This window comes from Microbacterium sp. CFBP 8801 (genome assembly GCF_014839455.1).
GTDB lineage: Bacteria > Actinomycetota > Actinomycetes > Actinomycetales > Microbacteriaceae > Microbacterium.
In genome coordinates this window covers 1-19633 of the sequence record NZ_JACYNU010000017.1, presented here as the reverse complement: position 1 = coordinate 19633, position 19633 = coordinate 1, and the positions used below count along the sequence as shown (strand labels likewise).

At 71.8% G+C, this 19633-nt stretch carries 22 protein-coding genes; 10 read left to right on the top strand and 12 right to left on the bottom strand.

What is annotated here, in order from left to right; genetic code table 11:
- Positions 1–77: 77 nt before the first annotated feature.
- Entirely contained in the window at positions 78–809 is a 732-nt protein-coding gene (locus IFR11_RS14400) for a DUF2071 domain-containing protein (protein WP_191916604.1), read from the bottom strand.
- A gap of 47 nt (positions 810–856) precedes the next feature.
- On the opposite strand from IFR11_RS14400, the gene IFR11_RS14395 reads away from it, so the two are divergent.
- Positions 857–1117: a DUF3253 domain-containing protein gene (locus IFR11_RS14395; protein ID WP_070408835.1), complete on the top strand. Its 261-nt coding sequence runs from the start codon at positions 857–859 to the stop codon at positions 1115–1117.
- Between the two features lie 24 nt (positions 1118–1141).
- Here IFR11_RS14395 and IFR11_RS14390 read toward each other — a convergent pair whose 3' ends face one another.
- From IFR11_RS14390 to purL, 4 genes are all read right to left on the bottom strand, one after another.
- Complete coding sequence (locus IFR11_RS14390) at positions 1142–1879, bottom strand: hypothetical protein (RefSeq protein WP_191916603.1); 738 nt, start codon at positions 1877–1879, stop codon at positions 1142–1144.
- Positions 1880–1912: 33 nt separating this feature from the next.
- Positions 1913–2902 (bottom strand): hypothetical protein, encoded by a 990-nt coding sequence (locus tag IFR11_RS14385; RefSeq protein WP_191916602.1) that lies wholly within the window; start codon positions 2900–2902, stop codon positions 1913–1915.
- Between the two features lie 158 nt (positions 2903–3060).
- The gene (locus IFR11_RS16670; RefSeq protein WP_258027439.1) at positions 3061–3195 is read right to left on the bottom strand and encodes a hypothetical protein; all 135 of its coding nucleotides are present in this window, start codon (positions 3193–3195) and stop codon (positions 3061–3063) included.
- 50 nt (positions 3196–3245) lie between these two features.
- Entirely contained in the window at positions 3246–5588 is a 2343-nt protein-coding gene (purL, locus tag IFR11_RS14380; protein WP_191916601.1) for a phosphoribosylformylglycinamidine synthase subunit PurL, read from the bottom strand.
- A 304-nt stretch (positions 5589–5892) separates the two neighbouring features.
- On the opposite strand from purL, the gene IFR11_RS14375 reads away from it, so the two are divergent.
- Positions 5893–6885, top strand: a complete 993-nt coding sequence (locus IFR11_RS14375; protein ID WP_191916600.1) for a glycerate kinase — start codon at positions 5893–5895, stop codon at positions 6883–6885.
- Between the two features lie 88 nt (positions 6886–6973).
- Here the strand turns inward: IFR11_RS14375 and IFR11_RS14370 are convergent, their stop codons facing one another.
- Positions 6974–9298: an FdhF/YdeP family oxidoreductase gene (locus IFR11_RS14370; protein ID WP_191916599.1), complete on the bottom strand. Its 2325-nt coding sequence runs from the start codon at positions 9296–9298 to the stop codon at positions 6974–6976.
- A gap of 64 nt (positions 9299–9362) precedes the next feature.
- Positions 9363–10241, bottom strand: coding sequence for a formate dehydrogenase accessory sulfurtransferase FdhD (gene fdhD / locus IFR11_RS14365; RefSeq protein ID WP_055935302.1), 879 nt, complete (start codon positions 10239–10241; stop codon positions 9363–9365).
- 337 nt (positions 10242–10578) lie between these two features.
- Between fdhD and IFR11_RS14360 the strand changes: the two genes are divergently transcribed.
- Genes IFR11_RS14360 through IFR11_RS14335 form a run of 6 tightly spaced genes read left to right on the top strand, consistent with a single transcriptional unit; the run spans position 10579 to position 13728 of the window.
- The gene (locus IFR11_RS14360) at positions 10579–11061 is read left to right on the top strand and encodes an Asp23/Gls24 family envelope stress response protein (protein WP_055832194.1); all 483 of its coding nucleotides are present in this window, start codon (positions 10579–10581) and stop codon (positions 11059–11061) included.
- On the top strand, positions 11058–11246 hold the full coding sequence (locus IFR11_RS14355; RefSeq protein WP_055832192.1) for a DUF2273 domain-containing protein: 189 nt from the start codon (positions 11058–11060) through the stop codon (positions 11244–11246). Before IFR11_RS14360 ends, IFR11_RS14355 begins: the two co-directional genes overlap by 4 nt.
- Positions 11243–11635 carry a hypothetical protein gene (locus tag IFR11_RS14350; protein WP_055832190.1) on the top strand — a complete coding sequence of 131 codons (393 nt, stop codon included), beginning with the start codon at positions 11243–11245 and terminating at the stop codon, positions 11633–11635. The genes IFR11_RS14355 and IFR11_RS14350 overlap by 4 nt, the downstream gene beginning before the upstream one ends.
- Positions 11635–12216, top strand: coding sequence for a DNA/RNA endonuclease G (locus tag IFR11_RS14345; protein WP_191916598.1), 582 nt, complete (start codon positions 11635–11637; stop codon positions 12214–12216). Before IFR11_RS14350 ends, IFR11_RS14345 begins: the two co-directional genes overlap by 1 nt.
- Positions 12213–12800, top strand: a complete 588-nt coding sequence (locus IFR11_RS14340) for a hypothetical protein (RefSeq protein WP_191916597.1) — start codon at positions 12213–12215, stop codon at positions 12798–12800. Before IFR11_RS14345 ends, IFR11_RS14340 begins: the two co-directional genes overlap by 4 nt.
- 19 nt (positions 12801–12819) lie before the next feature.
- A complete protein-coding gene (locus IFR11_RS14335) occupies positions 12820–13728 on the top strand; it encodes an Asp23/Gls24 family envelope stress response protein (protein WP_191916596.1) in 909 nt (302 codons plus the stop codon).
- A gap of 281 nt (positions 13729–14009) precedes the next feature.
- Here the strand turns inward: IFR11_RS14335 and IFR11_RS14330 are convergent, their stop codons facing one another.
- Positions 14010–14504, bottom strand: a complete 495-nt coding sequence (locus tag IFR11_RS14330) for a DUF1990 family protein (protein ID WP_191916595.1) — start codon at positions 14502–14504, stop codon at positions 14010–14012.
- A gap of 448 nt (positions 14505–14952) precedes the next feature.
- Between IFR11_RS14330 and IFR11_RS14325 the strand changes: the two genes are divergently transcribed.
- Both IFR11_RS14325 and IFR11_RS14320 read left to right on the top strand, forming a co-directional pair.
- A complete protein-coding gene (locus tag IFR11_RS14325; RefSeq protein ID WP_191916594.1) occupies positions 14953–16137 on the top strand; it encodes a molybdopterin-binding protein in 1185 nt (394 codons plus the stop codon).
- Entirely contained in the window at positions 16131–16964 is an 834-nt protein-coding gene (locus IFR11_RS14320; RefSeq protein WP_342030308.1) for an NTP transferase domain-containing protein, read from the top strand. The genes IFR11_RS14325 and IFR11_RS14320 overlap by 7 nt, the downstream gene beginning before the upstream one ends.
- A 61-nt stretch (positions 16965–17025) precedes the next feature.
- Here IFR11_RS14320 and IFR11_RS14315 read toward each other — a convergent pair whose 3' ends face one another.
- The 4 genes from IFR11_RS14315 to IFR11_RS14300 form a co-directional block, all read right to left on the bottom strand.
- Entirely contained in the window at positions 17026–17424 is a 399-nt protein-coding gene (locus IFR11_RS14315; protein WP_191916593.1) for a PIN domain-containing protein, read from the bottom strand.
- Entirely contained in the window at positions 17421–17672 is a 252-nt protein-coding gene (locus tag IFR11_RS14310) for a type II toxin-antitoxin system Phd/YefM family antitoxin (protein ID WP_191916592.1), read from the bottom strand. Before IFR11_RS14310 ends, IFR11_RS14315 begins: the two co-directional genes overlap by 4 nt.
- Before the next feature lie 103 nt (positions 17673–17775).
- Positions 17776–18666, bottom strand: coding sequence for a hypothetical protein (locus IFR11_RS14305; protein WP_197978727.1), 891 nt, complete (start codon positions 18664–18666; stop codon positions 17776–17778).
- Between the two features lie 3 nt (positions 18667–18669).
- Entirely contained in the window at positions 18670–19446 is a 777-nt protein-coding gene (locus IFR11_RS14300) for a helix-turn-helix domain-containing protein (protein ID WP_191916591.1), read from the bottom strand.
- Positions 19447–19633: the final 187 nt, after the last annotated feature.

The following is a 19633-nucleotide window of genomic DNA, read 5'->3' as shown; positions in this document are numbered from 1 at the left end:
CACCGCATTCGGGTGAGTGGTGTCTTCGGCGCACCGGCAGCTCTTCTCGGCGAGACGGACCGCATCCTCCGCCCGACTCAGGCGATCGCGTGCGCCGTCGTGAAGCGCGTGATGAAGCCGGGGTGGCCCGCGGGCATCGCCAGCACCGAGTCGGGCGTGCGGCCGGCGAGCTGGGGGAAGCCGGCGTCGGCGACGAGGTCGTCGTCGAGCACGTCGAGCTGCGCCTCGACCAGGGGCCACGGTTCGTGGCTGTTCGCGGCCCAGATCGTGCGGCCCAGGTGACGCTCGTGGAAGCCCCATCGCGCGGTCAGGAACCGCGAGAGGGGGGTGTCCGCCGTGTCGGTGCCGAGGGTGGCACGCACGTGGGTTCCCGGATGCCGCTCCCCGTGACGCCGCGAGCGGTACTCGATGCGCGCGCCGTCGGTGCGGACTCCGGCCCGAGCCCACCGGTAGGGAAGGCCGAACAGCGCGCGGGCCCCGAGGACGGGGGCCAGATGCTCGGCCTCGAGCGTGCGGAACACGACGCCGCGGCGGCCCTCGTCGTCGATCGCGTAGGTGCGCACGTTGATCTCGGTGAACGTGCCGACGAAGGGCACGGGCGGCAGGGGCAGGAAGCGGAACTCACTGAGCACGAAGGGCACGAGCCCCACCCACGCGGAGCCGTCGTGCACGTCGGGACGGGTGCCGGCCGGAAGCAGCGGGGCGACGTCGGCCGGGTCCACCCGCCAGTGCACGAAGACGGCGCGGTTCCACCGCTGCTCGATGACGGCGCGTCCGGGCAGATCGGGGGCATGGCGCTCGGTGATCACCGGCTCATTCTGACCCCGACACCGCGGCGCGGAGGGACACTGGACAGATGACCCCGGCATCTGGTGCGGATCCTCGGCTCGTGGCATCCATTCGCGAACTGCTCGCCGCGCGCGACGCCGACAAGACGATCTGCCCATCGGAGGCGGCCCGTGCCATCGGCGGCGACGACTGGCGAGACCTCATGCAGCCGGCGCGCGACGCCGCGCACGAACTCGTCGGGCTCGGCGAGGTCGAGGTGACGCAGAAGGGTCGGGTCGTCGACGTGACGACGGCGCGGGGGCCGGTGCGGATACGCCGCAAGAGTTGACGACTCCGCGCGGGAGCCGTCGCGTCAGACCGCGGGCTCGGGCGGGATGAGCGGAGTGCGGGGTGTATCGCCGCTGCCGCGGGGCAGTTCGAGCGCGACCTTCTTCTCGAGCACGTCGACGGCCTCGTCGGACAGCCAGATCAGACCGTTCAACTCCTCGCGCACGCGGCGGTAGGCGACCTGCCGCTCGTTCGGGGTGGCGGCCTGGTCGGTGGCGACGCTGAGCAGCTGTTTCGCGGTGTCGAGGCGCTTGCGCTCGTCGGCGGTGAACGCGGCGTCCTTGACCCGTCGGGCGTCGCGCTCGGCGACCTCGAAGGCCACTTCGTAGTCGGTGACGGCCTCGCGGTACTCCTTGAGCCGATCGGGCGACAACACCTCATCGATGCGGGGGCGCAGATTGTCGGCGACCTTCTTCGCGCGCAGGAACGCCGCCGTGAGCGGCTGGCGGCCGTCGCTCATCGCCGGGTAGGAGATGAGCTTCGACGCGTCGAGCTCGTACTCGAGCCAGCGGTGGGTGACGGCGTCGTGCGCGTCCACGGCGCGCTGCTGGGCGTCGGCGACCGGGGCGCCCACGGTCGGAGCGGAGATCGACGCCGGAACGGCCCCGCCCTGCGCGCGGATCAGCTCGATCTGCTCGCGGTGGCGCCGACGGGCGGCGACCTCGCGGTGCTTCACGCGCGCGTTGACCGCCCCCATGGTCATTCCGAAGACGGGGAAGACCAGCCACCAGTACTGGCCGGCGAAATTCCAGAACTCCTGCACGGCGCCATGCTACGCCGCTCGCCCGACGGCGGCTCAGGATGCCGGCGGTCGCGGCTTCTCGCGCGCGGGCGGCGGCCGCACGGGGCGCTCGTTCGGCGTGGGGGGAGCGGCGTCGGGGCCCTTCTTCTGCGCGCGCTTCGCGCCCCGTTCGCTCCAGTTGCGGGCCGCTGCACGGCCCATCGACTCCATCGAACGGGCCAGCGCACGCTGAGCCGTCTCGGCGAGATCGGAGGCCACGCGACCCCACGCGTCGGTGCCCTCGACGCTGGGCTGCTCGCCGCCGCGCCGTGCGGCGCGCTCCGCGCGGTCGAACGCGTGCGAGACGTGACGCACGGCATCGCGGTACGCGAGGAACTGGGCGGGCTCGAGACGCGTCGTGGTCGAGGCCGGACGCAGCCACTGCGCGCGTTCGTGCGCGCGCAGGAAGTCGGCGAGCAGGGGGGAGCGCGAGTCGGTCATGGCGGGGTAGTCGATCGCCAGCGCGGGGTCGGTCTCGTAGGACATCCAGCGGGCGAGGACGGCGTCGTGCTCGGCCAGCAGACGCGCGACCGGAAGGGGCGCGCCACCGGAGCGGATCGCCGGCAGCATCGCCTTCGCCGCTTTCACGCCGGCGCGGCTGGCCCGCACCTCGGCGATCGCGGCGCGCAGGTCGCGTTGGGCGTCGACGAGTCGACCGCGGGCGGCGGCGACCACGTCGGCCGGAACGCGGGACGCCGCGCGCTCGGCCTGAGCGCGCACCACCTCGGCATCGGCGACCTTCACCTCGGCGCGTCCGCGCATGACGGCGTGCCGGGCGCTCTGCAGATCGAGCTGCGCGGCGTCGAGCTCGAGACGACGGGCGGCGTTCTTGCTCAGCGGGCGAGAAGCCCAGGCCCGGGCCGCTCGGTCGCCGGTGGTCGTGGTTCCCGCGGGGAGCGCGCGTTGCCGTGTGCGGCGCACGCCGACCCACCCGAGTGTGCCGGCACCGGCCGCTGCGGGGCCGATCCACCACCACTCGGTGAGAAAGATCACCAGCGGTTCCACACCCCCATGCTACGGGCGGTGTCTGACATCACGCCGGGCATTCGGCCGGAACGCGCAGGGGAAGCACCCCCGACGCCCGAGTCGGTTCGACGCGAGAGGGGGCGCTCCGCCGGGACGCAGCCTCGGCGACGGGGAACGCCCCTCGCGTGGGACGCGCGTCAGCCCAGGATCAACGTCAACACGGTCGCGCCGCCACCGGTGAGGATGAGCGCACCGATCACGACCCACGCGGTGAGCTTCACCCGCCGCTGGCGCTTGTCGCTGAACACCGTCATGTCGTCGTCGTCGCTCATCGCACTTCTCCTCTGGGCGGGCGGGGTGTCGGGGCCGAGGGCCCGAACCCTCAGGCCACGGGCTCCGCGACGGTGGGACCGAAGACGGCGGGCAGGGTCTCGTTCGACAGGCGGCGCAGCTCCGGGACCGTGACGGTGAAGACGTCCTGGATCTCGAGGGATGCCACCGTGCCGGGCTCGACGTCGGTCACACCGATGCGCAGCACCGGGTAGCCGCGGCCGTTGCACAGGCCTCGGAACTTGACGTCTTCTTCGCGGGGGACGCTGACCAGGACGCGGCCGGTCGACTCGCTGAACAGGGCCGCCGTGGCATCGACGCCGTCGCGCTCCATGAGCTCGGTGAGCCACACGCGCGCACCCACGCCGAAGCGCATGACGCCCTCGGCGAGGGTCTGCGCGAGACCGCCCGACGACAGGTCGTGGGCGCTCGACACGAGCGACTGCGAACCGGCGGCCTTGAGCAGCTCGGCGAGCTTGCGCTCCTGCGCCAGGTCGACCCGGGGCGGGCGGCCGCCGAGGTGGTCGTGGATCGTGCCGGCCCACTGCGAACCGTCGAGCTCGTCGGCGGTGGTGCCGAGCAGGTAGAGGTTCTCACCGGCATCCTGCCACCCGCTGGGAATGCGGGCGGCGACGTCGTCGATGATGCCCAGGACGCCCACGACGGGGGTCGGGTGGATCGGCTGGTCACCGGTCTGGTTGTAGAACGAGACGTTGCCGCCCGTGACCGGGATGCCGAGCTCGAGGCATCCGTCGCTCAGGCCCTCGACGGCCCGGCTGAACTGCCACATGACCTCGGGGTTCTCGGGGCTGCCGAAGTTGAGGCAGTCGGTGACGGCGGTGGGCACGGCGCCCGTGACCGCGACGTTGCGATAGGCCTCGGCCAGAGCGAGCTTCGCGCCGTTGTAGGGGTCGAGCTGGTTGTAGCGGCCGTTGCAGTCGGTCGCGATCGCGAAGCCGAGGCCGGTCTCTTCGTCGACGCGGATCATACCGGCGTCGTCGGGGAAGCTCAGCGCCGTGTTGCCGAGCACGTAGTAGTCGTACTGGTTCGTGATCCACGAGGTGTCGGCGAGGTTGGGGCTCGCGACCAGGGTGGTGAACTGCTGGCGGAGGGTCTCGGCATCCGTCGCCCGCGCGAGGGTCGTCGCCGTGTCGTCGTTCAGCGCGTCGATCCACGTGGGGTACGCGACGGGGCGCTCGTACACGGGGCCGTCGACCGCGACGGTCGAGGGGTCGACGTCGACGATGCGCTCGCCGTACCAGTCGATGACGAGGCGGCCGTCTCCGGTGACCTCGCCGAGCACGCTGGTCTCGACGTCCCACTTGCCGACGACGGCGAGGAACGCGTCGAGCTTCTCGGGCGCGACGATCGCCATCATGCGCTCCTGCGACTCCGACATGAGGATCTCTTCGGGCGTCAGCGAGGGGTCGCGCAGCAGCACCTTCGACAGCTCGACCTTCATGCCGCTGTCGCCGTTGGCGGCGAGCTCGCTCGTGGCGCACGAGATGCCGGCGGCCCCCAGGTCTTGGATGGCCTCGACGAGGTCGTCTTTGTACAGCTCGAGGCAGCACTCGATGAGCACCTTCTCGGCGAACGGGTCGCCCACCTGCACCGCGGGGCGCTTGGTGGGGCCGCCGTCGGCGAAGGTGTCGGATGCCAGGATGCTGGCGCCGCCGATGCCGTCGCCGCCCGTGCGGGCACCGAACAGCACGACCTTGTTGCCCACCCCGGTCGCGTTGGCGAGCTTGATGTCTTCGTGGCGCATGACGCCCACCGCGAGGGCGTTGACCAGCGGGTTGCCCTGGTAGACGGCGTCGAAGACGGTCTCGCCGCCGATGTTGGGCAGGCCCAGGCAGTTGCCGTAGAACGAGATGCCGCTGGTGACGCCGTGCACCACGCGCGGGGTGTCGGGGTGGTCGATGGCGCCGAAGCGCAGCTGATCCATGATCGCGACGGGGCGCGCGCCCATCGAGATGATGTCGCGCACGATGCCGCCGACGCCGGTGGCCGCGCCCTGGAACGGCTCGATGTAGCTGGGGTGGTTGTGCGACTCGACCTTGAAGGTGACCGCCCAGCCGTCGCCCACGTCGACGACGCCGGCGTTCTGGCCCATGCCCACCATGAGGCGGGTCTTCATCTCGTCGCTGACCTTCTGGCCGAACTGGCGCAGGTAGATCTTGCTGGACTTGTAGGAGCAGTGCTCGCTCCACATGACCGAGTACATCGCCAGCTCACCGCTGGTGGGGCGGCGGCCCAGGATCTCGCGGATTCGGGCGTACTCGTCGCTCTTGAGACCGAGGGCGCCGTAGGGCTGCTCTTTCTCGGGCGTCGAGATGGCGTTCTCGACGGTGTCGGCGAGTGCCGTACGGGCGGCGGATTCGGGTGAAGTGGTCACGCGGCTGAGCTCCAGAAATCGCAGGGGCCGGACGGAGTCAGTCTAGTTGGGTGGTCGGACATCGCCGGGGCCGTCTGCGGGCGGCCCGCTCGGGGCGTTCGGGCGCAAGGTCAGTGCTTCTCACAACGTCGGTTCGATTCGGGCTCGATCGGCTGAGGGTGCGCGAATCGCTGAGGTTGTGTGCGGGCGGGGGCTCGTGGCATCCGGGCTGAGGGTGCGCGGATCGCCGAGGGCGTGCGGCGGCCGCCCGGCCGCGCGATGCCCGGCGGTAGGGTGCAGACACCCGCCCCGACCGAAGGTGCCCATGCGCGTCGTGATCGCCCCCGACAAGTTCAAGGGCACGCTCACCGCCCAGGAGGCGGCGGATGCCATGGCCTCAGCGGTCCGCGAGCGGTGGGCCGAGGCCGAGACCGTCGTCCTACCCATGGCGGACGGCGGTGACGGCACGCTCGACGCCCTCGGCGGCCCGACCCGTCGCGACACCGTCACGGGGCCGCTCGGTCTTCCGGTCGCCGCCGCCTGGCGCCTCGACGGTGACAGTGCCGTGATCGAGTCGGCCGCGGCATCCGGGCTCGTCCTCGCCGGAGGTGCGCGAGGCAACGACCCGTGGGGCGCCACGAGCCGCGGCGTCGGCGAGTTGCTGGCTCTCGCCCTCGACGCCGGGGCGACGCGGATCGTCGTGGGAATGGGCGGATCGGCGATGACCGACGGCGGGCGCGGGGCGCTCGACGCGCTGGGTGCTCGCGTTCCTTTCCCGCCCGGAGTCATCGTGCTGACCGACGCCACCGCCGCGTTCGGCGATGCCGCGCGCGTGTTCGGCCCGCAGAAGGGGGCCGATGCGGCGATGGTCGAGCGCCTCACGGCTCGACTCGTGACGGATGCCGCGGAGTGGACCGCACGGTTCGGTCGCTCGCTCGACGGGGTGGCGCGGACGGGCGCGGCCGGGGGTCTGTCGGGCGCGCTGTTCGCCGCCGGGGCGGAGCTCGTCGACGGCGCCGCCTTCGTCGCCGCCGCGCGGGGGCTCGACGCGGCGATCGCCGGAGCCGACCTCGTGCTGACGGGGGAGGGCGCGTTCGACGCGACCACCCTCGAGGGCAAGGGGCCGGGTCACGTGCTCGCGCTCGCCGCGGGGTACGGCGTGCCCGCCGCCCTGATTGCCGGGAACGTGGCCCCGGGAGTCGACGGCCCCCACGTCTTCTCGATGACCCGGATCGTGGGGGCGGACCTGGCCTGGCGCGACCCGGTCGTCGCCCTCCGCGCGGCGACCGCGGAGGCCCTGTCGCGGCTCGACCGCTGACCACCCTGGAGCGGATGGCGGGCGGAACGCGGCACCGACCCGGGTGTCAGGGAAGGGGGCTCGCCGCGGTGCACGGCGGGCCCGGTGGTCAGGACGCGGTCTTCGCGATGCGCACCCGGATGTCCTTCATCAGCGGCTGGTCGCTCTGGCGGCTGTAGTCGTCGGGACCGAGCAGCACGTTCAGCTCGGGGAAGTAGCCGGCGGCGCTGCCGCGCGGGGTGTCGTACTCGAGCGCGCGGAACGCCGTGACGCTGCGGACCGACCCGTCGCGCGAGGTGGCGACGATGTCGACCAGGTCTCCCTCGGCGATGCCGCGCTCCTTCATGTCGCGACGGTGCATGAACACCAGCTCGCGGATGTTGCGGACGCCGCGGTACCGGTCGTCGGCCGAGTAGATCGTGGTGTTCCACTGATCGTGCGAGCGCATGGTCTGCAGCACCAGCACGTCGGCTTCTTCGGGGATGACGTCGGGCAGCTCGGCATCCGAGAACTCCGCCTTGCCCGACGGGGTCTGGAAGTCGCGCTCGCGAGCCGGCTGCGGAATGCGGAAGCCGTACTGCTGGCGGACGAGCTCGTTGAAGCCCTCGAAGCCCGGCAGGACCTTCGCCATGGTGTCGCGGATGCGGTCGTAGTCGCCGACGTACCACTCCCACGGCGTCGCCGACTCGGGCATCGTCGCGCGGGCCATGCGCGCGATGATCTCGGGCTCGCTGAGCAGGTGCGACGATGCCGGGCGGCGTGAGCCGAGCGACAGCATGACCGAGCTCATGGCATCCTCGGTCGAGATCGACTGGGGGCCCGCCTCTTGCACGTCGCGTTCGGTGCGGCCGAGGCACGGGAGGATCAGCGCGTCCTTGCCGTGGGTCAAGTGACTGCGATTGAGCTTGGTGCTCACGTGCACCGTCAGTTCGCACCGGCTCATGCCCTCGGCGGTGAGGGCGGTGTCGGGGGCCGCCCGCACGAAGTTGCCACCCATGCCGACGAACACCTTGACGTCGCCGCGGTGCAGGCCCGCGACCGTGTGCACGGTGTCGAGGCCGGGCTCGCGGGGCGAGACGATGCCGCAGACCTCGTCGAGCTTGGCGAGCCATTTCTCGGTGGGCTTGTGATTGATGCCGCAGGTGCGGTTGCCCTGCACGTTGCTGTGACCGCGCACGGGCGAGGGGCCGGTGCCCGTGCGTCCGACGTTGCCGCGCAGCAGCAGCAGGTTGACGATCTCGCGCACCGTGTCGACGCCGTGCTGATGCTGGCTGACGCCCAGGCACCAGCTGATGACCGTGCGCTCGGCGCTCAGGTAGACGTCGGCGGCTCCGCGGATCTCGGCCTCGGTGAGTCCCGCCTGCTCGACGAGCTCGTCCCAGCCGGTCGCCTCGACCAGGGCGCGGTAGGCGTCGAGGCCCGTCGTGTACTCGTCGAGGAAGGCCTGGTCGAGCGCGGTGGGGTCGGTCTCGGACGCCTCGAACACGACCTTGGCCATGCCGCGGATGAGGGCGAGGTCGCCGCCGGGGCGCACCTGCAGGTTCATCGTGCTGGTGGGGGTGGACTGGAACGTCGCCATGTCGACGATCTCGTGGGGCACGATCGTGCGGGTTGCCGCCGCTTCGCGCAGCGGGTTCACGTGCACGACCTGTGCGCCGCGGTCGACGGCCTCGGCGAGGCTCGTGAGCATGCGCGGAGCGTTCGAGGCGGCGTTGACGCCGAGCACGAAGAGGGCGTCGCAGCTCTCCCAGTCTTCGAGGTCGGCGGTGCCCTTCGGGGTGGCGAGCGAGGCAGTGAGGCCGCGTCCCGAGCCCTCGTGGCACATGTTGGAGCAGTCGGGGAGGTTGTTCGTGCCGAGCTCGCGCGCGAACAGCTGGTAGAGGAACGACGCCTCGTTGCTCAGGCGCCCCGAGGTGTAGAACGCCGCCTGATCGGGCGAGTCGAGCGCGGTGAGGTGCTGCGCGATCATGCGGAAGGCGTCGTTCCACGAGATCGGCACGTAGTGATCGGATGCCGCGTCGTACGCCAGGGGGCCGACGAGGCGACCGGCGTCTTCGAGGTCGAAGTCGGTCCATTGCGACAGCTCGGTCACGGAGTGCTCGGCGAAGAACTCCTTGCCGACGCGCTTGTGCGTCATCTCCCACGTGACGTGCTTGATGCCGTTCTCGCAGATGTCGAGGGCGACGCCCTTGTCGTCGGGCCACGCGCAGCCGGGGCAGTCGAACCCGCTCTTGGGGTGGTTCATCGTGAACATCGCGCGCGTCCCCGCGACGGGCTGGCGCTGCTCGAGCAGCACTTTTCCGACCGAGAAGGCGGCCCCCCAGCCGGCGGCCGGGTGCTCGTACTCGCCGGTGCTCGACCACTCGGTCGTGACCGCCGGCCCGAGCCCGCCCTGTCGCGGCTTCTCGGCCATCAATCCGAACGACTCACCCATGTTCACCCTCCGAAGTCTTCAGCGCCGGGGCGGTGGCATCCACCCTCACCCCCGTGCGCGTTCGTCAGCGTACGCTCGCGACCTCGTCCGTCGCGGGGGTTGTGGACGGCGCCTGGATGCGATCCGCCCGCGTGTACAGGTTCATGCTGCCACCGCGGACGAACGCGGCCAGCGTGAGCCCCGCACGGTCGGCCAGCTCGACGGCGAGAGAGGAGGGCGCCGACACCGCCGACAGGACCGGGATGCCGGCCATCACGGCCTTCTGCACCAGCTCGAAGCTCACGCGGCCCGAGACCTGCAGCACCGTCCCCCGCAGCGGCAGGCGGTCGTTCAGCAGCGCCCACCCGACGACCTTGTCGACGGCGTTGTGCCGACCGACGTCTTCGCGGGCCACGAGCATCGCGCCGCTCGCGACGTCGAAGAGGGCGGCGCCGTGCAGTCCGCCGGTCTTGTCGAACGTCTTCTGCTGCTCGCGCAGGCGGTCGGGGAAGGCCGCGACGTCGTGCGCCGACACCTGGATGCCGTCGGACGAGACGTCGTAGGACGACACCTTCTCGACCGCCTCGATGGAGGCCGTGCCGCAGACGCCGCACGAGCTCGTCGTATAGAACGAGCGGGCGATGTCGGGCGAGGGGAGGGCGACGCCCGGTGCGAGCGTGAGATCGAGCACGTTGTACGTGTTGCCGTCGGCACCGCCGGTGCCGGGGCCGCCGCAGTGGATCGCCCGGGCGAACTCGTCGCCGCGGCTGATCACGCCCTCCGACACGAGAAAACCGGCGGCCAGTTCGACGTCATGACCCGGGGTGCGCATCGTGACGGCCAACGGCGACCCGGCGACGCGGATCTCGAGCGGCTCCTCGACGGCGATGGCATCCGGTCGCTCGCGACGGACCCCGTCGAGGGTGAGGCGGGTGACGCGGCGGGAGGCGGTGAGGCGGCCCACGTCAGGACCGGACGAACGCACGGAGGGGGCTCATGGATCGAGCGTACGCCCGCCGGCGCCGACCGGATCGGGAGGGGCGGGGAGGGGGGGATCCGGGGGCGGGGACTACGGGGATCCGCTTCGTCGGGCGTCCGGGGCCGCCGACGCAGGAAGCGTCGTGGGAGCGCATCCACCCGCGGAATCACGAGGGAAACGCCCATTCGCATTCATGCGAATACAGATTTCGGAGTTTTTTTCAATCCCGACGTGACGATTCCTGCACCCGGTACGTCTTATCCATGTAGGCCAAAGCGCCCACCCCGGAACGACCGGGTCACGACTGTTGAAAGGCACGGACATGGCTGAGAACGCCCCCACCACCCCCGCCGCGCAGAACGTCCCCCAGACGGCGTCGCGCGTGAACCGCCCGCTGAGCGCCCGCGGACAGGACGCCCACACCGAGGGCAAGACCACGATCGCCGAGGGCGTCGTCGCCAAGGTCGCCGGGATCGCTGCCCGCGAGGTCGCCGGTGTGTACGCGCTCGGCGGCGGCGGAGCCCGCGCGCTGGGTGCCATCCGTGACGCGATCAACGCCACCGACCTGACGCAGGGCGTCAAGGTCGAGGTCGGCGAGACCCAGGCCGCCGCCGACATCACCATCGTCGTCGAGTACGGCGCCCCCATCCAGGAAGTCGCCGACCAGGTCCGCGGCCGCGTCGCCGGTGCCATCAACCGTCTCGTCGGCCTCGAGGTCGTCGAGGTCAACGTCGACGTGAACGACGTCCACATCCCGGGCGACGACAACAACGACGACGACAGCAACGAAAAGCGCGTCCAGTGAGCGCCACGACGAAGGGCGCCCTGGTCGGGCTCGTCCTGGCCCTCAGCGCCCTGATCTTCGGCTTCTGGGGATTCATCCTCGTCGCCCTGTTCATGGCGATCGGAATCGTCGTCGCCCGCATCACGGCGGGTGAGATCGACTTCGGCAACATCGTCAACGCCTTCAAGGGTCGGAGCACATCGTGACCACCGTCACCGCTTCTCCCGGGGTCGGCAACCGCAGCTCGGTTGCCGGCCCCGGCCTCCCCGCGGGCCGCGTCGCCATCTCGGACCGCGTGCTGCAGAAGACCGCGGAGCGGGCCGCCGCCGACATCATCGGCGTGGATGCCAAGAACGTCCGCGTCGAGATCGTCTCGTCCCGCGACACGGCCGTGGTCCGCGTGACCTCGGCCTTCCCCGTGCCGCGCCTCGACGACACCGAGGCCGTGCGCGCCGCCACCCCCGTGCTGGAAGCCGCCCGCGTCGCCCAGAGCGAACTGCGGTCGCGTCTGACCCGCCTGTTCGGCCGCGAGGTCTCGCGCGTCGACCTGACCATCTCGGGCGCCTCCGCCCCCCAGCGAAAGCGAGTGCTGTGATGACCGACGCCGTGCTCCGCACCGTCGTGCGCCGCGAGACCCACTCGCCGCGCACCGTGGCCATGATCGTCGTGGCCGTGCTGCTCCTGCTCGTCCTGGCCTACGCCGCGGTCGAGATCATCCTCAACCTGGTCGGGCAGCCCGCTCTGCTCGTCGCCCCCGGCGAAGCGCTGAACGCCGTCGTCGCGGCCCCCACCGCCCTGCTTCCCGTCGCGTTCATCGTCGGCGGCATCGTGCTCGCCCTCGTGGGTGTGCTCGTTCTCGTCCTCGCGCTCAAGCCCGGACGCCTGTCGCGTCACGAGATGGCGTGGGGTGAGCGTGCCGTCGTCGTCGACAACGGCGTCGTGGCCTCTGCCGTCGCCCAGCACCTGAGCAACGAGTCGGGCATCGCCCGTGACGACATCGTCGTGGGCGTGGCCCACCGCTCGGTCGATGTGACCGTGCGGCCCCCGGTCGGCATCCCCGTCGACGAAGCCGAGCTGCGCCGCCTCGTCGAAGAAGAGGTCACCTCGTACAAGCTCTCGCCCGCCGTGCGCACCCACCTGCGCGTGCAGCGTCCCGACACCAAGGAGTCCCGATGAATGCGACGCGTCGCGGTCTGAACCGCTTCCTGCTCTTCCTGGTCGCCGTCGTGCTGCTGGCCGCCGGTGCCCTCGCTCTGCTCGTCGGGCTCGCCCGCGGCGGAGCCGACACCTGGACCTCGGTCATGGGCGGCTTCCAGGGCTGGCTCGTGGGCCTCGGTCGCGAGTCCGCCGGCTGGGGAGCGGTCGCCGCCTTCGTGGTGCTGGCCGTCATCCTCATCGTCATCGCCTCGTCCGCCGTGCGCGGTCGTCGTCAGGCACCCCTGCAGTCCACCGGCAGCGCGAGCGACGAGGGCCGCATCACGGTCACCGACAACTTCGCCTCCGAAGCGCTGAAGAACGCCCTGGCCGAGCGCGACGAGATCCTCTCGGCCCGCATCACCGCTGGCGAGATCAACAAGGAGTCGGTGCTGCACGTCGCGGTGACCCCGCGACAGAACACCTCTCCCCGCCAGGTGGCCGAGCACGTCGACACCCTCGTGTCGAACCTCGCCGCCCTGACGGGTCAGAACCTGCGCGCCTACATCTCGATCCACTCGGGTCTGCGCGCGAAGCTCGCGCACGACAACACCCGCGTGCATTGACACCCCACGAGGAGACGTCATGACAACCATCGACCCCGCCATCGACCCCCCGGCCCTGGACGCCGCGGCCGCGCTCGCCGCGACCGCCGCCGGATCCGTCACGGGCGTCCACTCCCTCGGCAGCCTGCTGGGGCGTGCGTCGGATGCCGTTCGGGAGCGCGTGGGACTCGCGAGCACCGCGCCCGGTGTGAAGATCGACACCGATCGCGCCGACTCCGTCACCGCCACCATCTCGCTCGTCGTGGACTACCCGCACAAGCTGCACGAGGTGTCGGATGCCGTGCGGACGGCCGTCCGCGATGCGCTCGAGCCCCTCGGTCGCGGTCGGATCGACGTCGACGTGGTCGTGACGGGCGTCTTCGGCCCGTTCGACCGTGACGTCGTCGACGAGGCGGAGCAGAAGGCGGATGCCGTGTCGGCCCGCGCCCGCGACGTCGCCGGCGACGTGAAGGAGCGCACGGATGCCGTCGCCGCCCGCGCGTCGGAGGCGGTCGACGACATGAAGGCGAAGTCGAAGGACGTCGCGGCCGGCGCCTCGGCCGCCGTCGATGACGCGGTAACGAAGTCGAGGGACCTCGCCGCCAGCGCGTCGGAGACCGTCGACGTCGCGGTGGCCAGGTCGAGAGACGTCGCCGCCGGTGCCGCAGCCGCTGTCGAGCAGACGGTGCAGGCGCCACGCGAGCGGGTGGCCTCCGCCGATGCGGACATCGCTGCGGCGGACCGCGTCACGGAGGGCCTCGAGCCCGAGAGCCCCGTCACGAGCACGCCCGCCGACGACCGCGGAGACGTGCGCGACGTGGTCGCCGAGGCCCTCGAAGACGCCGCGGTCGACCTCGCGATCGCTGCCGACGAGGTACGCACCGACGACGAGACGCCGGCGACGGACAGCGTGCAGTCGGTCGTGGAAGACGACCGTCCCCGCTCCTGACCCCAGGCACGACGAAAGGGCGCTCCGGCTTCGGCCGGGGCGCCCTTCGCGTCGCCGTCGGCGATCTCGGTGCCCGAGCCGTCGCCGACCGCCCGTGCGCAACTCCTGAGGATCGGGCGGTGCGCTGAGGCCGACATGCGGATTTCCGCCCCCGCGGCGGTCGGGTGCCGCCAGAACTCAGGAGTTGTGCACGCCGCCGACGCAACGAATCTGCGCGGCGGGGCTCACCCTGCCGCCGCGTCGTCGGAGGCCCGAGTTCATCCGACACGGGGCACCCCGGGTCAGCGCGCGTCGAGTGCCCGCAGATACCGCCGCGTCATCCAGGCCTGCACGACACGGCCGAGCGGTGCGCCCACGCGTGTGAACCAGCGGCCCGGTGCCGAGAAGGCGGCGATGTCGAACGCCACCTCGCCCGACGGGCGCAGCGTCAGCGTGAAGCGTTCCTCGCCGCGTTCGGGATGGCCCGCACGCGTGCCGTAGGCGAAGCCGGCCGAGGTGTCGGTGCGCTCGGCCCAGACGACGAGGCAGGGGATGCGGAACGCCAGGATGCCGAGACCCAGCCGCATCGTGACGCGCGTGCCCTCGCGCATCGGCGTCTCGGACAGCTCGACCCGGGCGCCGGCGCGCCGCTGGGCCTCGCCCGCGAGCAGGGCGTCGGCCGCGCGCTCAAAATCGCCGCGGCCGTGCCCGATCACACGGTGGGCGCGGACGTGGTGGTACCCCGGAGGCATCTCGCCGGCCGTCGCGCCGACCTCGTCGTAGGTCAGGTCGTCCATGTCTCCACGGTAGACCGGGCGCGTCCGGGACTTCGGGGGTTGCGGCGAGGTGACGAGCGGAGGATGTGGGACCGCCGGAGGGCGTGATGAGCGGAGGGTGTGATGAGCGGAGGGCGTGGGACCGGCGGAGGGCGAGGGACCGCTCTCGCGTCCTCCGCTCGTCCCACATCCTCCGCTGGCCCCGCTCTCCCCCCTCGCGCGCCGCCCCGCGCCCGGCGCAGCTCAGCCCCGCACCGAGGCCTCGATGCCGCGCAGCCCGCTCGCGCGGGCCCCGCTCGCCCCGCGCGCCTGCCCAGCCCGTCCGCGCAGCCCCCGCTCGCCCCGCGCGCCTGCCCAGCCCGCGCGCGCGGCCCCCGCTCGCCTGCCCGCCCCACCCACGCAGCGCCCGCCCGCACACCCCCCGCGCCTACGCTGGAACCATGCCCGTCCCCTCCGCACGGACCCCCGCGTGATCGACGTCGCCGACCACCTCGCCGCCGTCCTCGACGCGGTCGAGCCCCTCGACCCCGAGTCCCGCGACGTGGCGGCGGCCCGTGGCCGGGTGCTGCGGCATCCGGTGCGGGCAGCCGTCGACGTGCCGGCCTTCGACTGCTCGGCCATGGACGGCTTCGCCGTGCGCGATCTCGCGCCCGCGACCCTGCGCGTGGTCGCCGATCTTCCCGCGGGGACCGACCTCGACCCGCGGATGGATGCCGGCGACGCGGCCCGCATCATGACGGGGGCGCCCGTGCCCACCGATGCTCTCGCCGTCGTCCCGTTCGAGGACACCGCGCACGGACTCGCCGGCGGCGTCGAGTCGGTCACGATCGTCGTGCCGCCGCGAGGACCCGGTGCCCACATCCGCCGCCGCGGCTCCGACGTGCGCGCGGGCGACCTCGTCGTCGCCGACGGGCTGCGGGTCACCGCGGCGCGGGCGGGTGCCATCGCGGCATCCGGAGTCGGCACGGTCACCGTGTCGCGCGCCGCTCGCGTCGCGGTCGTGTCGACCGGCTCGGAGCTCGTCGCGCCTGGCGCGCCGCTGGCGCGCGGTCGGATCCCCGAGTCGAACAGCGTGCTGCTCGCCGGGCTCGCTGAGGAGGCGGGTGCCGAGGTCGTGCTGCGCACGAGCGTGGGCGACGAGGGCGACGGACCCCGCCGCGCGATCGCCGCGGCGGAGGCGGCCGGGGCCGACGTCGTGGTGTTCTCGGGCGGGGTGAGCGCCGGGGCGTACGAGGTCGTGAAGAACACCCTCGGCGACCTCATGCGCTTCGACCGCGTGCGCATGCAGCCCGGCAAGCCGCAGGGCTTCGGGCGCACCCCCGCGGGAACCCTGCTGTTCGGCCTCCCCGGCAACCCGGTCAGCGCGGCGGTGTCGTTCGAGCTGTTCGTGCGGCCCGCGCTGCGCGCACTCGAGGGCGATGCCGACCTCGGTCGCGCCGCCGTGCGCGTGGCGCTCGCCGCGGGGTGGCGTGCGCGTCCCGAGCGGGTGCAGTACGTGCCGGTCGCCCTCGACCGTCGTGACCCGTCGCGCTGGCTCGCCCGCCCGGTCGAGCGCGGCACCCGCGGCTTCGGCGATGCCGACGGCCTGGCGGTCGTCCCCCCGGGCGAGACCGATCTCGTCGCGGGCGATCTCGTGAGCGTGACGCTGTGGTGAGGGCCGACGCGATCCTGCTGGCCGGGGGGCGCGGATCGCGGGTCGGCGGGGCGGTGAAGCCCCTGTTCGAGGTGAACGGCGCGACGCTCCTCGCCGCGGCGATCACCGCCGTCCGTGCGGCGGGCGTGGAGCGCATCGTGGTCGCCGCGCCCGAGCTCGCCCCCGGCCTCGACGTCGAGTGGGTGCGCGAGGAGCCCCCGTTCGGCGGCCCGGTGGCGGGGATTATCGCTGCCCTGTCGTCGGTGGATGCCGATGAGGTCTACGTCGTCGCCTGCGACCTGCCGACCGTGGGGCAGGCGGTGGCGCTGCTGCCCGATGCGCTCCCGTCGGGCGTCGACGGCGTCTGCCTCGACGACGGCCGACGCCAGTGGCTGATCGGCCGGTACCGGACGGCGGCGCTGCGCGCAGCGGCATCCCCTCTTCCCGACCGCGGACGCGATGCGTCGATGCGGGCACTGCTCGGGGGGATGGCGGTGACCCCGGTGTCGGTCGACCCGGCCCTGACGCACGACGTCGACACGTGGGACGATCTTCGAGCAGCCCGAGGAGGAGCAGCCATGACCGAATCCCGCACCCTGCCGCCCGAAGCGCTCAACGATTGGAGCGCGGCGCTCGCCGAACGTTTCGATCTGGGCGAGGGCGACATCCCCATCTCGCTGATCCTCGACCTCGCTCGCGACGTCGCGAACGGCGTGGCCCGGCCCGCGGCACCGTTGAGCGCGTTCGTCGCGGGGCTCGTCGCCGGTCGCGCGGGCGGCTCACCGGCCGACACCGAGGCCGCGGTGGCGGCGGTCGTGGAACTCGCGCGCGGGTGGGAGAACCGCTGAGACGCCGGGGCGGCATCGGCCTCGAACGCCGGAGGGGGCGCAGGGCACGCACGTGGGGGTGCTAGCGAGCGCTGCCGATGACGTCGACCGCGAAGCCCCCCGACGCCGTCTCGAGACGCGAGTCGTTCGTCCAGAGAGCGCGGCACCCCGCCCGTCGGGCGACGGCGAGATGCAGGGCATCCGCCGTATGCAAGCCGCGGTAGCGGGCACGCAGCAACGCCGCGTCGAGAAAGGCGTCGGGGTCCACCGGCAGCAGTTCGAGAGCATCGAAGGCGCTCCACATGGTCGACTGCGCCTGGGCGTCGGCATCCCGCATCGGTTTCACGAGCGCCTCGAGCATGACCAGGGGGCTCGTCGCGAGCGGCTCGTCGGCGGCTGCGAGTGCGGTGCGCGTGCGCTCGCCGATGTCGTCGTCGCGCTCGACCGCGTAGATGACCAGGCAGCTGTCGACGTAGATCACGCCCCGGCGGCCCGATTCTCGGCGACGATCGCATCGATCTCGTCGACCGGTCGCGCTCGCTCCGCCGTGACGGGGTTCGCTGCCAACCACTCCGCGAAAGCGTTGCGCGTGCGAGACGGGGCGCCCTCGATGGGCACGATCCGCGCCACCGGCACCCCGCGGCGCGCGATCGTGACCTCGATCCCCGACTCGGCGTCGGCGATCAGCTTCGACAGGTTGTTCCGCGCGTCCAGGACGTTGTACATCATGGCGGCATCCTAGCCAGGAAACTGGCTAGGTGTCGTTCTCGGCGAAGACGACATCACCGCAGTGCGAAACGCGACGCGGAAGTTCCGCAGATCACCGGCGTTCTCATCGTCGGTCGAGCATGGTGCATGTCGTGAGGAAGGAGATCAGCCGGGTCCCGTCGTCCGTGCGGAACACCTCGTCCAGCGCGACGTTGAACTCCTCCTGCCGTGCATAGGGGATGTTGATGGGCGCGAAGCCCGACTGGACCAGCGCGCCGGTCATCATGATTCTGGCGGTGCGTTTGTTCCCGTCGAAGTAGAACTGGGACCGGGTTGCCGAGGCGAAGTACACCAGGGCGCGGGCTCTCGGATCGCCGAGTGCGCCGAGCCCGGCCAGCAGGTTCGTGAAGTCCTCCCGGAGCTGCTCCCCGTTCCTCCCGGTCGGATCACCGTCGACGGTCCCGCCGCTGGCGAGCGTGACGGAACCGCCGCCGTGCACGCTACCCTCGCCACGGAAGTTGCCCGACTCGATCGCTTCGTATCTGGCGATCACACCGTGGATGCGGTCACTCATCTCTTTGCGCAGCGAGAAGGAGCCGTCACGCACCGCGCTGATCATCAGGTCCATGCCCTCGCTCAGGGCGAGGATCTGCTCCGCCTCCTCGTGCTTCTTCCCACCGACGGTGACACCATCCAGCAGGGTCTGCACCTGCGGCAGCGTAAAGGTGTTGCCCTCCAGGGCGGCCGCGTTCCAGACGAGCTCGGGCAGCGACTTCTCTAGGCGGAAGAGCGACCGCTGCACCGCAGACGGCTCGACGAGTTCGAAGTTGACCGCACCCGGTCGCCAGGTGATCCGGCCCGTGCGCTGCTCACGGGTGGCGTCGCCGACGAACGGATCACGGATCGAAGCCCCCGCCTGGTGTCGGTCACGGTTCTCCTGCGCACGCGTGGCGAAGTCCGCCGCGGTCATACCCCACTTCTTCGGAGACCGCTCCTGCGTGCTCTCTTCGCTCATCGTTCACCACCCTTCGGTGATCTCGTCGGCCAGCTGGTCGTAGCCCAGTCCGTACAGGTCGATCGCCGCCTGGATCGGCGAGACGATCTGCTGCTCCCAGTCCGGCGGGATCATCATGTCGACCAGGTAAGCCTGCATCGTAGGCGCAACCAGAACACCGGCCGGCTGATACTCGTCAACCTCGCGCATCGTCGCCGACAGCCGCTCGGCCACCGCGTCGGTATCCGTCGACCACGCCACCACGGGACCGGGGTCCGGGGCGTGGCCGAGGTAGGCGCGAGCAGCCGCAACTCCCGAAATTGCCCCGCTCAGCGGACGCAGAGCACTGTTGGCCACCTCGATCGTCTGCTGCTGCGTGAGCCCCGGCTTCGGGGCGAAGAACCTGGCACCCTTCCGGTGCTGCGCGGCCGAGTACCGGCCCGCCAATTCGAGCAGTCGATTCCGGTCGGGGCCGGCGTGACGCTCGAGGCGAGCCATCCATTCGTCGATCTGCTGGACTTCCTCAGGTGACGTCATCCCCCAGCCCTCAAGATCTTCCCGGGTCGGGGTGGCCGGGTCGGCGACTACTCGCGCCGCCACGGCGGCTGCCGGGTCGCTCACGGGCACCAGCTGCACGTCGATGTCGTACCCGGCCGCCAGCGCGAGCTCGCGTAGCGTCTCGATCGTCGGCGCGGACACTCCATCGCGCACCCGGCGCACGGTCATACGAGAGAGCCCGGTCGCACGCGCCGTTGCGGTCGGCGTGCGCCCGAGGAGCTCGATCAGAGACGGAACATCCATGTGCCTAAGGTAACAAGTATGTGTCGTGTGACACAAGGATGTACCAGACCCGACGGACGAGGGCGCGGTGCTTTGTCATGACCCCGCCACGGGCGAGCGAGTCGCAGACCCGGTTGCTTCGTGCGGGATCACGGCCCGACGTACTCCCCGCGCGGTCGCAGGCGCATCGGCGCTTCGGCGTACTCGG